The organism is Vulcanisaeta sp. JCM 16159 (genome assembly GCF_001316265.1).
Taxonomy (GTDB): Archaea; Thermoproteota; Thermoprotei; order Thermoproteales; family Thermocladiaceae; genus Vulcanisaeta.
The window spans coordinates 42,164-57,779 of sequence record NZ_BBDN01000001.1; the positions used below are offsets into that span (position 1 = coordinate 42,164).

15 protein-coding genes and 1 pseudogene are annotated in these 15,616 nt (G+C 40.9%); 4 read left to right on the forward strand and 12 right to left on the reverse strand.

Annotated elements, in window-relative coordinates:
• Nucleotides 1–50: 50 nt before the first annotated feature.
• From JCM16159_RS13080 to JCM16159_RS00265, 7 genes and pseudogenes are all read right to left on the reverse strand, one after another.
• The gene (locus JCM16159_RS13080; RefSeq protein WP_243665409.1) at nucleotides 51–299 is read right to left on the reverse strand and encodes a hypothetical protein; all 249 of its coding nucleotides are present in this window, start codon (nucleotides 297–299) and stop codon (nucleotides 51–53) included.
• Nucleotides 300–470: 171 nt separating this feature from the next.
• A pseudogene (locus tag JCM16159_RS18090) lies at nucleotides 471–935 on the reverse strand (NosD domain-containing protein); the annotation flags it as partial.
• Nucleotides 872–1,861, reverse strand: a complete 990-nt coding sequence (locus JCM16159_RS00245; RefSeq protein WP_243665410.1) for a YncE family protein — start codon at nucleotides 1,859–1,861, stop codon at nucleotides 872–874. The gene JCM16159_RS00245 and the pseudogene JCM16159_RS18090, both read right to left, overlap by 64 nt.
• A complete protein-coding gene (locus tag JCM16159_RS00250; RefSeq protein ID WP_054856557.1) occupies nucleotides 1,813–2,430 on the reverse strand; it encodes a YncE family protein in 618 nt (205 codons plus the stop codon). Before JCM16159_RS00250 ends, JCM16159_RS00245 begins: the two co-directional genes overlap by 49 nt.
• A gap of 131 nt (nucleotides 2,431–2,561) precedes the next feature.
• Nucleotides 2,562–3,668 (reverse strand): hypothetical protein, encoded by a 1,107-nt coding sequence (locus tag JCM16159_RS00255; protein WP_054856558.1) that lies wholly within the window; start codon nucleotides 3,666–3,668, stop codon nucleotides 2,562–2,564.
• Between the two features lie 83 nt (nucleotides 3,669–3,751).
• Nucleotides 3,752–4,783 (reverse strand): hypothetical protein, encoded by a 1,032-nt coding sequence (locus tag JCM16159_RS00260; RefSeq protein ID WP_054856559.1) that lies wholly within the window; start codon nucleotides 4,781–4,783, stop codon nucleotides 3,752–3,754.
• A gap of 563 nt (nucleotides 4,784–5,346) precedes the next feature.
• Entirely contained in the window at nucleotides 5,347–6,315 is a 969-nt protein-coding gene (locus JCM16159_RS00265) for a hypothetical protein (protein WP_054856560.1), read from the reverse strand.
• Nucleotides 6,316–6,672: 357 nt separating this feature from the next.
• Here JCM16159_RS00265 and JCM16159_RS00270 point away from each other — a divergent pair, with 357 nt between their 5' ends.
• Nucleotides 6,673–7,248: a hypothetical protein gene (locus JCM16159_RS00270; protein WP_054856561.1), complete on the forward strand. Its 576-nt coding sequence runs from the start codon at nucleotides 6,673–6,675 to the stop codon at nucleotides 7,246–7,248.
• Nucleotides 7,249–8,066: 818 nt separating this feature from the next.
• On the opposite strand, the gene JCM16159_RS00280 is transcribed toward JCM16159_RS00270, so the two are convergent.
• Nucleotides 8,067–8,786, reverse strand: a complete 720-nt coding sequence (locus JCM16159_RS00280) for a hypothetical protein (protein ID WP_054856563.1) — start codon at nucleotides 8,784–8,786, stop codon at nucleotides 8,067–8,069.
• 619 nt (nucleotides 8,787–9,405) lie between these two features.
• Here JCM16159_RS00280 and JCM16159_RS00290 point away from each other — a divergent pair.
• The 3 genes from JCM16159_RS00290 (at nucleotide 9,406) to JCM16159_RS00300 (ending at nucleotide 11,268) form a co-directional block, all read left to right on the forward strand.
• On the forward strand, nucleotides 9,406–9,828 hold the full coding sequence (locus tag JCM16159_RS00290) for a hypothetical protein (protein ID WP_243665411.1): 423 nt from the start codon (nucleotides 9,406–9,408) through the stop codon (nucleotides 9,826–9,828).
• A gap of 176 nt (nucleotides 9,829–10,004) precedes the next feature.
• A complete protein-coding gene (locus JCM16159_RS00295; protein WP_054856566.1) occupies nucleotides 10,005–10,406 on the forward strand; it encodes a hypothetical protein in 402 nt (133 codons plus the stop codon).
• Between the two features lie 94 nt (nucleotides 10,407–10,500).
• Entirely contained in the window at nucleotides 10,501–11,268 is a 768-nt protein-coding gene (locus tag JCM16159_RS00300) for a hypothetical protein (protein WP_054856567.1), read from the forward strand.
• A gap of 22 nt (nucleotides 11,269–11,290) precedes the next feature.
• Here JCM16159_RS00300 and JCM16159_RS00305 read toward each other — a convergent pair whose 3' ends face one another.
• From JCM16159_RS00305 to JCM16159_RS00320, 4 genes are all read right to left on the reverse strand, one after another.
• A complete protein-coding gene (locus tag JCM16159_RS00305) occupies nucleotides 11,291–11,950 on the reverse strand; it encodes a hypothetical protein (RefSeq protein WP_243665412.1) in 660 nt (219 codons plus the stop codon).
• 5 nt (nucleotides 11,951–11,955) lie between these two features.
• Nucleotides 11,956–13,284 carry a hypothetical protein gene (locus tag JCM16159_RS00310; RefSeq protein WP_243665413.1) on the reverse strand — a complete coding sequence of 443 codons (1,329 nt, stop codon included), beginning with the start codon at nucleotides 13,282–13,284 and terminating at the stop codon, nucleotides 11,956–11,958.
• A 211-nt stretch (nucleotides 13,285–13,495) separates the two neighbouring features.
• A complete protein-coding gene (locus tag JCM16159_RS00315) occupies nucleotides 13,496–14,545 on the reverse strand; it encodes an FHA domain-containing protein (RefSeq protein ID WP_243665518.1) in 1,050 nt (349 codons plus the stop codon).
• Between the two features lie 215 nt (nucleotides 14,546–14,760).
• Nucleotides 14,761–15,444, reverse strand: coding sequence for a radical SAM protein (locus JCM16159_RS00320; RefSeq protein WP_367834171.1), 684 nt, complete (start codon nucleotides 15,442–15,444; stop codon nucleotides 14,761–14,763).
• Nucleotides 15,445–15,616: the final 172 nt, after the last annotated feature.

The following is a 15,616-nucleotide window of genomic DNA, read 5'->3' on the forward strand; positions in this document are numbered from 1 at the left end:
GTCCCTGGTGAAGATGTAGGTGCTGGTTTTACCGGTCGTAACAGTGATGGTTAAGTTACCCCAGTACTCGGTCTCGTTGAGGCCAAGGTTGGATAATGATATATGTATAGCGTATACGTGCCGGCTGGCACGTTGCTAAAGATTAATTGCGAATTATTGTTCATGTAGGCCATGGCCACCACATGCATGTTCGTAGCATTCACAAGCAAACCATAAACGACGCCAGGCGCAGTCGACGCAGGCTCACCATTAACGTTATAGACGTTAATAATAATAGTACCATTCTGCACTCTCTGCATCTTAGAGTACCTAAGCGGTAAGTAATCTATATTGTTAGGTCCTATTACATATGGCTGGCTGCAGAACTCTGGATTACTGGATAATGGCTGGCAAACCTGAGAGTAGCCAGTACCGTTTGGTGAAAGCCAAACATTGCCACCGATCCAATCACCGCCAAGAATATTTCTACCAGAAGAAAGTGTTGTATTCCAGTAGGCCCATGAATTACCATATAAGCAGACATTATTAGTATTATTAAATAAATTATTATAAATTAAATTATTAACCGAGAAAAGATAAATACCGCACGTATTATTTATAGCATAAGAATTCTTTATGATAGTATTATTACCTACAATGTAAAATCCACTATATGCATTATTAGTTATAGCATATTCAACAATATTATTATTACCTATAATATCGATATCCATACCAGAATTATTGCTGGCATAAACATTGCTGATTATATTATTATTCGAATCTATAGAAATGCCAGACGCCGTATTATTGCTAGCATTGGCGTATTCGACAATATCATCATTACCAGCTATATAAATACCAATAAAATTCCCGCTTACCGTAATGTTCTTTACAATAGCATCATTACCAAGAACCTCAATACCACTACCAGGATGTTCGATTGGTCTATAGATCCATTACTATAAGCAGTTGCGCCGCAGCATGCTAAGAAAGTATGATAATTTATTACCTTCAAGTCCTCTATCGTTACATTATAGGCTGAGTTATTAACATATATTCCCACCCCAACTGTACCATTACCATTTATAATAAAGCCGTTACCGTTCAATACCACGTTACTTGAAAATATTCCTATGCAATAACCAGCGGGCTGAGCCCCGTAAAGATTTGACGTCAATTCGTAGTAACCAGGTGAGGTTATGTTAATACATTGATTAATCTCCTGACCAACCTGATAATTTTGTTGATTAGACTCGTATTGAGTTATTATGTAAAGCATAGTCCATGCTGGATTATCCGTGGCCTCTGTACTTACGTACAATTTATTTATTTGCGGTATGTAGTATATTGCTCGTCCTAAGAACGGTACTCCCCCGAGGGTTAGGCTACCCGTTATTTGATTCGTATAGCCGGATATTGCTAATATGCTTGTTACGCCCGAAGATCCAAAGCCACGACAAGGATAGTAAATACTACTATTGATTACGTAAATGTAGTTATGCATTGGGTCATAAAACATCGTAAGCGGGCCTAAAGCCGATACGCAAAAGCCGCTACTGTTCCAGAGACCGCTTTCTATCGGTACCTCGGTTATTACGCTGTAATTTAATGCCGATAGTACGACAATACCGTTGTTGGCCATGAGGTATAGCTCATTGTTTTCGGGATCGTATAGTACCTTACTTATGTTTTCTTGTAAAGTTACTTGGTTTATTACCTGGTTTCCTGAGATTATGAACAGGGTATTGTTGGCTATTGCATATATCAATCCGTTACTTGGGTTGTAATCCATTGATGATACGAAATAATTAGGTTTGAGGGCTATGCGGTTTATGATTGATAAGCCGGAAATGACCGTGATATACCCTGAACCACCCACGTAGATGAGCCATTGGCTTGATCATAAAGTATCGCACCTGGGTTTGATATTGGTATTGAGACGAGGATGTTGTTCGTGCTGCCTGAGATGACGATTATTTCGTTTAGTGATGGCGATACGACATATATGTAATTATTTATTGGGTTATATACCATGTTTAATATTGTACCATTCATGCTTATTGTAGTAATTACTGTATTTGTAGATGTTGAAAATACATAAATAACGCCAACTTTAGTGTATGGATTAGAGGCGGCAATGTATATATTACTATTATTGGGATCATATATTGAGACCTCTGGAATAAGAAATGATGAAATTGGAATATTTACCGCATTTATTACTTGATTAGTTATTGCAGAAACTATTAACATTGTATCATTATTTAATATAACATACACATCGTTATTTACCGGATTATAGACTAAAGAAAATACCTGCGAGCCATATAGTGGGATTTCATTCACAACCTTAAGGGAGATGCTCTGATTCTCGGCATAGGTCACGTACGTTAAGGCCATTAGTATTAACAAAGTAATACCTACCAGCCATAACCAACGCATTACCACAGAATCCTCAAGATCTTTATTACTTTTTAACCTTTAGTCACGTCTGGTCGTGGCTAAACATGATTGGTTTCATTTAATAATGAAGTTAAGAGTATGTTTTTAATTCGATGCTTTGATTCGAATGCCCTCGTTCACTTACGCCTTCTCAGGAACACCACTGTAATGGTCACTATGGCTATAATAACCACTATCATCATCGTGATTAATGACCAATTTTGCGTTGTAGCCGCCGAAGGTTTGCCTGATGTATTAACCGTTATGGAGTAACCAGCCCACATATTACTTTGAAGATTTGCACCAGAGGTCACTAGCATTAGGTCTGGATTGGCTATACCAAGTTCATGCAGTGCCGTATTATTCACGTAGTATGGTGTTAAGGCTCCAGTGTTTACGTTGAAGAAGCTTGGTGAGAATACGTAAGCCACCATAAGGTCCTGCATTGGTAAGTAGATGCTAATCCCATTGCTCATGACTTGACTATTCTTCCACATCTGATTAATGACGCTATCTGGGAGTAACACATTGTAAAAGGCGACTATGGCTATGGTACCATTATAGAAGAAATACCTACCATTACCAGCAGGCCAATCTGCGTAAGCAACGCCGATGAAGCCAAATGGGTAAGTATCTATCCCATTAGCTGGGAAGTTTGGTGTTGACCCAAAGAGTTGTGGTAAAATGCTACTTGAGGGATAGAATAAATCAGCGGTACCTACATACTTTCCATCTAAGTATAGTGTTAAATAGAAATGTCCTGAGGATGCATACTCCTCAATCACTGCCATATGCCACCCTACGGGCAATGCATTGGTTATAACCTCTGGTGGAGGGTAATAATAAAGCCAATCACCGCCAAGTAAACTATTATTAGTACCTACGTAGAGCCACGGCGTATTATCATACGGTGTACTTGGCATGGGGCTATTTTGATCGCTCAGTAATCCACCTTGACCATTCGGTGGTTGATAAAACCACACAACAGCAGTAACAACACCATACTTTATCGCAATCGCATTTATCAAAGTGTAATTGCCGGTGTTACCACCATATGGATTATCATTTATGACAGTAGTTGGTAATTGAAAAGCATAGCCGTAGAAATTACCATTATCGTAACTTACCCCAGTCGGTCCACCGGTTGGTGTAAAGCCGCCAGTAACGGTATTGGCGTAAGTTGATACCGCCAGTGCTATTGCGCTTAATATTACGGCTATTATAAATATTACTTTCAAGTTCATTATGTGCGTATTGAATGCTTTGCCCTTTTAAATTTTAGTCACAAATATTCGTGACTAACCTCACTGAATTACCTAGGTTAAGTTTATGATTTTCGTCTTCTTAATAATGCAATTACTATTACAATAATTACTATGACTACTGCCAATGCTATTTCAATTAATTGTGTAGACCATTGAATTTGTTGTGCATAATTTGAAGAGTATAACAAGCCACCCGTGGTCACATTTATTAACCCCCAATTTGCATAGGAACCTCCTGTGTTTCCTGCTATTCCGAATGTGTATTGGCCTGGGCTTGGTGGTGTGAAATTACCATTTAGGCTGTAACTGAATGATGCAATCTGTCCAGTATTTAAATCCTCAGCATAGCCACTAACCGTATTATTGTATGGATTATAAATGACTGTAACTCTAATTAAGTCACCCGGATTAGGCTCAAAGGCGCCGGAACCAACACCATCAATAACATCGGTTATTCCTGGCGTTGAGTTGCCATTACCAACGCCAATCCACACATTCCAATCACCTTGAGGTGTTAGCCCGGATCCATAACTCCACCACGGATCCCACTGAACCACTATATACTTTGCGTTAGGCATTGCGTAGGGGAATATTACCTCGCCCTGAACGGAATAACTATTATCATTTGTGGCATATGGTATTGAGTAGTTTGATGCTGGGTTTATTGTTGACCAACCGCTCGGCTTTATGAAGAGGTATATCTCAAAGCCATCGGCTACACTTCCTATTGTACCTGTTGTGTACGTACCCACGAGCATTATTGTAACATTACTACCATTGTAGTAACCACTCCAGAACATGGCGCCTGCGGAGCCGGTTTGTGATGGTACGAGCTCAAGGATTGGTTGATTACTGCTTATGCCCGCTAAGGACCAGTATAGAGAGGCATTACTCGGACCATAATAAACCGGGTAATTATTAACAGGTTGACCGCCGTTATCACCCTGGTATACATGGGGTATGCACCAAACCTGCTCCGCAGATGTTAAGTACATAACCGTTTCACCATTACTGCATATACTCTGAGCATAGGTTACATGCACTAAAATCACCAATAGTAAGGCCATTGTAACTAACACTACCCAACGCATCATGCAACACCAAAATCAAGATCCTAATAAACTTTAGTCACGTCTATTCGTGACTAAGGTTCAGAACTAGATACATTAGAGCTATATCAATATTAATAGTGTTTAAAACACTTGAAAGATTCCTAGGTCATGCAACATTATATCTACTCTTCATTAGTCTCTCTTTTAGAGACATTACTTCTAATGTTTACTGATCTCTGATTCCATAGATGGAGACTGTGAAGGGGTTGGCACTTTGCCTTTTACGCCACGGCTTATCACACATGGGTAACCTTACCTCAGTCATTACCTGTGGGCTAATTACATACATGGTATTACCCCAGCTGGCGTACACATGTCCACAACACCGCAGATGTTATGTCAAGTATACGTTAGTACTTTAGAAGTAATGCGTCACTGAGATAATATTATGGTTAAAGGTGACTTTCCCAGGTGGAATGATCTATGACCCTACCATCGACTACGTTAATACCATTGAAAAATCACTACTCAAGGTATATAGCCATGACATATCGTGATTTTTAATACTCATCAATAACTAAGTCAATTAATAGATTATGACATAGCTACTGTTCTTTCTCCTTCACCCTTGTTTCCTCCTGCGCAGATTTTACCAATGTTTCACTACTATAAATTCTAGTTCCCTCCATCGATTGTTGCGGTAGTGAAGGCGGTGGAGGTGGTGCTGATTCTATGGGTCCCCTTGTCTCTCCACCGCCTTTACTACGCCTGCCCCTAATAGACATAATTAGTACTATACCTATGATGATTACTAGGACAATAACTATAATCGTAACTATTAAGGATAAGCCTAAGGCTGGTTGCGTAGATGTGTGCGTAGACGGCTTTGTCGACACGCCCAGTATACTTAATGCCTCATTTATATTCTGCTCTAGGTTACTTAGGCTACTACCATAAACGACAAGGAGTGCGCCATTAGCTGATGTGGTATCGTTACTAAATACTAGGCCTATTACCTTATCAAATCCCCAGCCGTTGGCTGAAACTACGTAGTACCCATCAATGGGTGTTAGTGGGTATAGTGCTAAGTAGTATGTGCCCACGCCAGGTTGGTTAATCTCCATCCAGGCAAATTGACCCGCACTTGGCGGTATATAAATAATAGCAAAGCTACCTGGCGTGAATTGATCCGGGGTTAGGGTTGCCTTAAAGCCCCAGTTAATGGCTAGGTTATACATCTCATTGGGATCCTGGGCTGGGAAGGAGTAATTACCAACACCTAAAGCAACAACCCACGTTGTTTCTCCAGGATTAGCGTCAACGTAAATGTCATTAATGAAGTTAATTCCATACCAAACCATTGTGGATTGAGGCAGGTTACTTACAGTGAAGTTAACGTAAACCACCGGGAGATTACCAACCAATTCATAGTAGGTAACCTCCCTTAAACCATTGCTTGCATTAATTACTCCAAGTATTGTGCGCCCATTCACAATGTATAACTTAGTATAAGGCCCTATCTGCGGGGCACCATCACCAGCACCAGTATAACCATTATAGTAAAAGAGGTGCACAGTCTCACTAGCCTTAAGTCGCCTATGAATAGGTTAGGATAGTTGCATGGGTTTCCACCGTTTAACGCCACACTAAAAACATCCCAATGCACTGGGTAGGTATTACCGGGGTAGGGCGGTGGGTTATTAAACTGAATACAGGCGACCCCATTTGAAATTAGGGGGCTGGTTAAAGGACCCTGTAACTGGGCGAGGGCTATTAGGGAGCTACAGACATTATTAATATTAAGATTGCCATTCCCATTAGTAATTGCCTAGCCTTCACAAAGATTGATTCCTCATAATAATCTTTTTTAAATTTTAGTCACGACTAGTCGTGACTAAAATTTAAAAAAAATAAGAAATAAACGCCTGTTTATGCAGGCGGAAGGAGTGTTTAGGATTAATAAGAATTTAATAATATATGCGACGGAGTATGGCTTGGTATTTCAAGTTAGGAATTCACGTAATTTATTGATAAACTACAATAATATACTTAGGGCTAGGTATATTCGTAAAGGGAGGAATATCGATGCTGACTCGCTTATAAGTGGGATAACGATGTTAATGCTCACATTCTCTTTCTACTATATGGCTGCTCAATTGCAGATACCAGTTTCCGGCGGATTATTTTTCGTTAGCATTTCCTTTCTTATCGTGGGTATACTAATCATAATTGCCAGTGTTATTGGTAGTAAGACCAAGCATAGGCTAGTACTATATGTTGCAAGATCAAAGAATCCTATAATAATAGATGGAGATCCATCCCAAATAGCTGCGTTATTTAGCATTATAAAGAATAAAATAGCTACAATTAATTCGCAATACGCATCTTCATCGACGGTTTCACAACCACTGCCACAAACTAAGGTTCAAACCACAGTAACTGAGAGCTATGAGGAGCTTGAAGTGAGGCCGTTTACGGGAGATGATCAAACAGTTGTAAAAAGTTGAAGTTAAGGATAATATTTCTAAAAGTTAACTAATCTAGATCATGACTATTGATTAAGCGAATTTCCCACCCATCTTTGCTTTATTCTGAAATAAAATTAATACAGTACCGTAACCGCAAATGTTTTAATCTTTAAGTTTCGTTGCCAGCGGTGTTGTTCTTAAGGCGTTCTTAATTTCATTAATAAGGTCCGGATTATTAATAGGAATTGAGAATAACTCTAATTTACTCCAACCGGCATCTATACTAATGGTTACTTTATTAGGATCTTTGGATGGAACGTAAACGGAAATGTTTTTTTACTTTCTCATGCATAATGTTCTTATAGTTACTTGGAAGCTTATACAGGTTTAGGGACTTATTAACTATACTAACCCATGAATTAATAGTACCTATAGCACTTAGGACCCTAGACTTTCTATAACTCGTAGATATATATGAACTTGTGAGCCCATAAATACCACTTATTATCATGATAACAGTACCTTCAGAAGCGCTATTAATAATACCTTGAGAGAGCCCCCATGCTAATAGTATAAAACCAAGTACAAAAATTATTAGAAAAATACCCCAGCTTATAAGGCTTACGACGGCCTTATTAATTATTTTTGGTGCATCAAAGTAAATAATCCTCCTATCCGTAATTAAGAGCCTCTTGGGGTTCCAATTCATGTCGACAACTAATGGTATCTCAACCAGTAGGGTTTCACCCTGCTTCACATAAAGACCATTATTAACTGGTATTTATACTTTAGTCACGAGTATATGTGACTAAAAGTATTTTTAGCATTTTAAGGTATAAATTTAGGTTTCATTGAGTTTAAATAATCGTGCTTGATTGAACTATAGCTAAGGCCTTATCCACGGCTGTGGAGTATTTCCTTAGGGCTGGGAAGACGAGTATAAATACTATGATGTATGATAGTATGAGTAGGATTGTGGCCGTCTTGAACTCCTCTATGCCGTATCTATCCCTTAACCTCAGGGAACCTATAATAACCGCCATTACGAAGCCGACCAGATCCACTAAGGCTATTATACCAATGATAATGAGAAGAATCAAGTCTCCCAAGTTAGGGACAGGTTGAAGCGTTGTAATGTAGATTAACATGTTAGGTTTAGCAAGTAGCAATATAAGAAGTAATGCTAACGCAGATAACGCAAGGTTAGCCCCAAGGTAGGGCCTAGCGAAGATAGGCGATATCCCACTTAATATCTTGAGCGATCTACGTAAATAAATTAATGCAATTAGTTGCATTAGGATACCCACGTAGGCAGCGACAAGCCCACCCTCAATACCGGCATTAATGTCTGAACCACTGATGCTGATGATTGATACCTGTGAAGCGAGTGATAAATAAACTGATACTATTATTAAGACGGCCCCTATATTGCCAATTATTACGCTATTAAAGAGGAGTTTAGCAAAGTTTTTCGCATTAAGTAGGGCGGGAATTTCATCCTTAGAGAATGAGACAGCTTGGTGTTGAGCAAAGCTGCTTTGCGTGGGTCCTTCGCTAAAATTACCCTGAGTAGTCATAGATGATGAACCTAAGTAATTGAACTAATAAATTTTAGTCACGGATCAACGTGACTAAATTTAAGAGGATTAAGCTAAGTGTCATAAGGCTATGACTGATCAAGGACCTGGATCAGTTAGTACATCTTCAATACTTAGTAGGGTTCTTGATGTATCGATGCTTACGGAATATAATAAACGTTTTATTAGTTTATGGGCAGGTTTGCTTACTGGTTTAAGTATTATACTTTACTCTGTCTCGTTCATATTCTTAAACCTTGCATCTGCAGCTCCCCTTATTAGTACGGTTGCATACGCGTTTTACTTACTACTTGGCCTATTAGCGTTATTCATAGGCTTTAAGAGGACAGTCCCATCAACCATCTTCATTTACGTATCACTCATATTGGTTTCTCTATACTTTGTTCTTCTTGGTGTATCAATAATTTTTTTTCCGGATATATAATTTCCCCCACTGTTCTGATAATTAGTGGCATATTAATTCTGACACCGTTATTTAGAAGGAAGCAAAGGGAAACAGTGGATAGGGTTATTACGTACTTTTTTTGTGATGGTCGGGTTAATCCTTGCATATATAGGGGTAATTACAATTAGTATAGTAATCACTGGTAATATGTGGATGAGCGCCAATATTCCTTACATTGTTCTTACTTCAAGCTTCTTTGCGTCATACACCTCAATGGCATCTGCAATACTTTACATACTTACATTAATGGTTAGGGAATACATCAATAAGTATCCAATTGGCAGGGACATAATAGAGTTCCTCACTTACCTTGTATTCCTAATTTACGGCGCAGGTGAGATATACCTAGGGGGGTCTGTGATATCACTTATTGGGTCTGTAATTTCATTCTACGCATTAGCTAGGTATTCCATGTTCACTTTCTTATTTATCGCCGGGTTAATAAATGCGTTGGCCGGCGTCTTAGTCATGCTCTCAGCCTTAATAGCAATCTACCTTCAATATAAGCGGTTGCAACCAATACTGCGGCAAGTCAAGGCGGCGCTAGGTCCATACATCCAGCCACAACAAGTGTAACCTTATAACCTAGATATTTATAGTATTACATGTAAAAATTAACTTTTCAAAATAATGCATTTATATACTCTGTCTCATCATGCCAAAGAAAAGGTAATAATCCTACTTCTCTTTTATTTTTAGTCACGTTGATCCGTGACTAAAATTTATTAATGCTTATTATGATTAATTAGTGTATGTCGAGTCAGGGTGGTTCTGGTCAGGGTGGTCAAAGACCTGAGTTGGGTAGTATTAGGACTGAGTTGCTTGTTGCGTTTATCTTCGCCATAATAGCTGCCATAATTTACCTTGTGGAGATGGGTATAATATTCGCAGGTGCGGCAGCCATGGGTGCCTATGGATTTGGAGTTGGTGTTGGTATGTTTGTTGGTATTGGCATAGTTTGGCTTATTCTGCTTATTATCGACATCGTTGTTCTTCTGCGTATTTACAGGATGTACAAGGCCGCGGGCAGTGGTGATGTGGCTACACTGAAGTCCCTAAACTCCATTGGCTGGGCAATAATTGCATTGCTCTTTAGTGGTTTAATACCGGGAATAATGTTATTAATAGCTCATGGACCAATAGAGAGATTGTAAATTACCTGTTAATTGAATTTTAGTAAAAATAGTATTAATTATTCCTTATCTGAAGGTTAATGCTTAAATATGACTATACACTGAATTCTAGTCTATGAAAGTTAATGAGTTTGGTACTATTGATGGTGACCTAGCATTTATAGCCAATATAATGATGAAGCTTTCCTATAGTGATCCCTGTATTAGGTTTGGTTTGCTCGCGGATCAAGTTGGTTGGCATAGGCAGAAGCTCCTGAGGGTTTTGAGGAGGGGCATTAGGATGGGGGTTATTGCTAAGTGCGGTGATGGTAGTTATGAATTAGTAATGCCGATCTTCAGGAGCGTGGTTGAGAAGGAGGATATAACACTTAATGTGGTTAGACTTACGAATGGGGGTCTCGTAGTGAACCACAATGTTCACGTTATACTTCGCAATACAGGGTTGATGGACATGGATCGCGTCTTTGTTAGGGTCTACGGAGACCTTGACTGGGGCGAACCCCTCAGGTTTACGTGCTGCGGTGTTACTATTACCGAGAAACTTAATAGGATTAGGTGCCCACATGGTTTCTGCAACTTCATATTTAGGCTTGGTAGGGCCGTTAAGTCAGGAGAGACTATTAGATACGGCTATTCATTCAATCTGTATTACTACATGCCCATGGACTACTTCAGCATTGACGCCATTAATCATATAAAGAGGTTGATAATTAGGGTGCCCAGGTCATTTAATGAATGGGGTATAAGGATTGAGGATGCCGAGTTATTGGGTAATGGCTTTATGACGAAGCACGTGAATAATAAGCATAATATATTAGTTGGGAAAAACCTAATGCCGCCCACGGTGTTAAAGATGAGGATAGCGTTTCTGAGAATTGAATAATAAGGCATTTTAAGTAGGACCCTTACCCCTTATCCTTGGTCTCCTCTTTCTGTTGGCCGCTGCTTTCTGCGTCTTCCTTTTCCTCGTTTGTCCTTACGACCGTGGATTCACCCGACCTAACCACCGTGCCCTCCTGCCTCACCCTAGTCCCCTCCTCAATAGGCCTCACAGGCAACTCCTCAGACGACTGAGCATAAACCCTAGTACCATCCTCGGCAACTCCCCTAACCGCTGTGCCCGGTTCGCTACCGCCCCTCCTGACCATGGTTGTTGCCCTCCTAATTATCATCGTAGTCACATACCTAACCTTATCCCTATAGGCAATACCGAGACCTAGCAGGGCAACGCCAGCTCCAAGGCCTATTACATTAACTAGGTTGTAGTTCCATACTAGTTCTATGGTTGTTGGTCCGTTTATTGAGGATAGGCTGACCACGCTTGAGGAGGTGGTGCTTGAGCCCGTACTTGTCTGTATCACGGCGTGGCTATAGGCCAGTGGAATTATTGGGTTTGAATTGTTCGGTTTATAGTTAAGTGCATTAATGCTAAAGCTTCCTCCTTTATCGACCCAGTAAGTCCCCTCCGTAATTGTTGTTGAGCTACCTAGGCCTGAAATAACATCCTCAACGATTACCTGGTACTGCATCACCCACTGGGCCATACAATTAATCGGTGAGTTCACGGTTATCACGGTCGTGGATGCTGGATAACCGCAGGACCAACCTGGAATACTAGTCTCGAGCCATTGTTGTAGCTTATTGATGGTGGTATTGATGGTAGGTTTACTGTGGAACCCTTATTAAACCAACCACTCACTGACTTGCCGGTGACGGGGTCCGTAATTGATACGTAGTACTCCTTAATGTAGTATGCTGTTAAGGTCGTTGGTCCGTTAACGTTCACAGTGATGGTGGTGGAGGTACCATAACCGTTGGACCAGTAATCAAATACGTATTGTTCGTCATTACTAATGCTCACTGTGCCTGGTACAGAAATGACGTAAGTGCCTGGTGTAACCCATAGGCTATTGGTCTCCTGTCCATTTATGCTTGCTAATGCATTAACCGGTGTGCCATCCACAGAGACCAGGTTAACCGTTAATTGCGTGAGAACTGTGACGTTTATCTTGAAGGTATCTATAAACACGCCGCTGCCGAATGGCCATGAGTAGGTTAGGCCTAGGGTTATTACGCCATTGCCTGCCGTAGTGGGGGTTAGGTATAATGTGACTGTTAAGTCGCCACCACTATCTACCTGTGTGGTTGATGGCACGGCATAAACATTTGAGGCGATGTTGGATACTGCCGTTACTTCGATATTGCTTGCGGTATAGCCTGTGTTTTGTAGGGTAATGGTTATTACGTTTTGTTCGCCCTCATGGAGTATTGTGGTGCTTACACTAACTATGGTAAATGGCCCTGGCCTACTTGGTAATACATTGATGCCTATGGACGCTGAATTATCTAAGTAGCCATCACCGTATACCGAAACAGTTATTGTGTCGCTAATGGGGTTGTTCGATGGCTTCACATATATCGGTACATTAATCGTTGCCTCGCCCTGGGCAGGTACCGTGACTTGCATCGGCTGTGCACTTATCAGGCCCGCACTATCGCTAACCTCTACGGTGTAGGTGTAGGAAATGTAGCCCGTATTTTCTATACTGACAACCAGTCTGTATGTATTATTGCTAGGCAATGCCGTTACTTCCTGATTATTGCTGTTGACTATATAAGGGGTACCCACAATAGTGGCAGGTGGGTGATCCTCCTCAACATAATTGGCACTGCCACTAACGCAGTCTGGTGTGATTGCATTATTAACAACGAGACACGCGGTCACCTGCGCCGTGTATGTGGCGCCATTATAAATTGGCGGTACTATCTCAAATGGCACATAATACGCATAACCACCTGGTATAACGCCTGAGTATTCCTGTGTACCTGATGGTCCGCTCATGGTTATGGTTAAATAAACCTGCTGCCCCGAGAACACATTTTCAAGGTTTATAATCATATTGAACTCCTCACCATTATAAAACACTGATTGTGGTTGGAAATTTGTATTGGTAAAATACACGATCTGATTTTCTAGCGATACGCCAGATGGGACGGGTAATATGGGAATGCCATTGGAGCCCTGTGCGTGTATTGCCATGGCCGTGGCAATTAATATCAGTGATATAATGATGAATGATTTTGATAAGTACACTCTGCCATGGTTCATTTTATCCACCGCCTGTGTATACCTGTGTTGATTCCTCAGCTATGAATTTTATGTCTAGTACTCCTGCTGGGCTTATTGTGTCTCCGTTTTTGAGTTCCTGTGGTCCCTTGCCCTTTATCTCCTTGCCGTTGAGTAGTGTTCCGTTTGTGCTGTTTAGGTCCTCCACATACCACTTATTACCCCTTAGGAAAATCCTGAAATGCCCACCACGCTCCTCCCTACTAATCATCTGGAGAACATCAGGCGGAACACCATACCTCTCAAAGGTCTCCCTACCAAAAACCCTAACAGCCTCAGTAACCGGAACCTCAACACCATTAGGCAACCTCAAACGATAAAGAACAACACCAACCTTGGTCGCTTCCCTCCTTTCAGAGACGATGGTTGGCCCCGTAACTGATGGGCGTGGTGAGGGCGGTGGCGCGGTGATCTGTGGGGGTGGTTGTGCCGGGGCTGCCTGGCGTTGGGTACTCGGTCTCCTTAGATACATAACGGCACCTATTGCGGCTATGATTATTACTACCGCCACTATTATTGCTATGAACAATGGTGACATGGAGGATGACGGTGTTGGTGCAGGTGTTGGCGTTGGTGAAACGCCAATGTCTACCTCAAAGGATGCTGACTGAGTCTGCCCCGTGTTTGGATTTGATACGGTGACCACTATCGTCCAGGTACCGGTGGGTGTTGAACTGCTTATTGGGTTTATTAATGGTAAATACGAATTTTGATAATCAACTAAACTAAGTGATCCCGAATACAAAGTTTCTGTAGCGCCGCTTGGTGTTCGCCCAGTTACAACAATATTAACGTTACAATTTGATGCTGACTGCGATTGTAACCTAAGTGTTACGTAAAGAGATTCACCGACATTAAATACTGATTGAGGATTACCACTTGAGTCAGACGGGTAAATGACTATTGGACCGCATCCAACATCGACGAATGTCTGAGGTACTTGCGACATTAGGATTGATGGTAGTATTAATGTGGTTATTATGAAGACTATTATAAGACTTGCCTTTAGCGTCTTAATTCCGTGGTTAGTCATTGTTATCACATTTGGGTAATTCCCTACATGGTTTTTAAATTTTTCCTAAGTAGATAAAAAAAATTATCACATGATAAATAAATTATTATCTTCTTGAAATTAAAAGCAAATTTTCTTCTTTGCACATTCTTCATAAATATCCTAATAGCACTATTTCAATTTATTTACCATTTACCAATAAATATTCGATTATATTAGAAATTAATACTACATTATTATATTTTTGTTCTCATTTTCCACTCATCCTCTGCGGTGATACATTTAACGCCGTAATCCCTGCAAAGTCTCATTATTGAGTTTAGGGTCTTTATCCACCACTCCCTGGTTACTGGGTGTACTGGGTTTAGTTTCCTGCTCATGAACCTGATTATGATAGGCCTTGGCCTAAACCTGTCAATTATTACCTGGGAGTTTGTTTCCTTGGCTAGGCGTATTACTGGCTCGTAATCCTCCACCCTATCGTTTATGCCAGGTATCACCGGACCTAGGAATATCCAGGTTTCAATGCCTAAATCAGCGATTTTCCTAAGTGCCGACGCCCTTGCCATTGGGTGGGCAGCCATGGGCTCTATTACCCTGTATGTATCCCTCATTGTGGTTATTGTGAAGCCTACGTCCACTGACCTACCGCACTTGCTAATTACGTCTATGTCCCTGATGATTAATGCGGACTTCGTTTGAATACTAACGTGGTAGCCCGCGTTGCACAATATCTCGATTGACCTCCTGGTCAGTTTGTACCTGGACTCCACGGGTTGGTACGGATCCGTTATTGTGGACACACCAACAATGCCCGGCCTAAGTCTCCTGATATCCCTTAGTAACGCCTGTATTAGGTTTACCTTGACGTATACGACCTTACCCCATTTAACGCCAGGTTCGCCTCTCGTGAAGTCCATGGCATAGCAGTAAATACAACCATGTTGACAGCCTAGGTACGGTTCAATGCATAGTCATACTCAGGTAGTCCAGACCTGGATAGTGCTGACTTAACCCTTATCTCCTTCGCGACTATATTGCCTAACTTAATTATACCGCTCATCCTACTTTCCGCCCAACCATTTGATTAGG

Bases quoted from the DNA above. Each gene is read 5' to 3' on its own strand.
- JCM16159_RS00255 (WP_054856558.1), bottom strand. From the start codon at position 3,668: ATGAACTTGAAAGTAATATTTATAATAGCCGTAATATTAAGCGCAATA.
- JCM16159_RS00315 (WP_243665518.1), bottom strand. From the start codon at position 14,545: ATGACTAACCACGGAATTAAGACGCTAAAGGCAAGTCTTATAATAGTC.
- JCM16159_RS00320 (WP_367834171.1), bottom strand. From the start codon at position 15,444: ATGGACTTCACGAGAGGCGAACCTGGCGTTAAATGGGGTAAGGTCGTA.
- JCM16159_RS00295 (WP_054856566.1), top strand. From the start codon at position 10,005: ATGTCGAGTCAGGGTGGTTCTGGTCAGGGTGGTCAAAGACCTGAGTTG.
- JCM16159_RS00300 (WP_054856567.1), top strand. From the start codon at position 10,501: ATGAAAGTTAATGAGTTTGGTACTATTGATGGTGACCTAGCATTTATA.
- JCM16159_RS13080 (WP_243665409.1), bottom strand. From the start codon at position 299: ATGCAGAGAGTGCAGAATGGTACTATTATTATTAACGTCTATAACGTT.
- JCM16159_RS00310 (WP_243665413.1), bottom strand. From the start codon at position 13,284: ATGATTATAAACCTTGAAAATGTGTTCTCGGGGCAGCAGGTTTATTTA.
- JCM16159_RS00290 (WP_243665411.1), top strand. From the start codon at position 9,406: ATGAGCGCCAATATTCCTTACATTGTTCTTACTTCAAGCTTCTTTGCG.
- JCM16159_RS00260 (WP_054856559.1), bottom strand. From the start codon at position 4,783: ATGATGCGTTGGGTAGTGTTAGTTACAATGGCCTTACTATTGGTGATT.
- JCM16159_RS00270 (WP_054856561.1), top strand. From the start codon at position 6,673: ATGCAGGCGGAAGGAGTGTTTAGGATTAATAAGAATTTAATAATATAT.
- JCM16159_RS00280 (WP_054856563.1), bottom strand. From the start codon at position 8,786: ATGACTACTCAGGGTAATTTTAGCGAAGGACCCACGCAAAGCAGCTTT.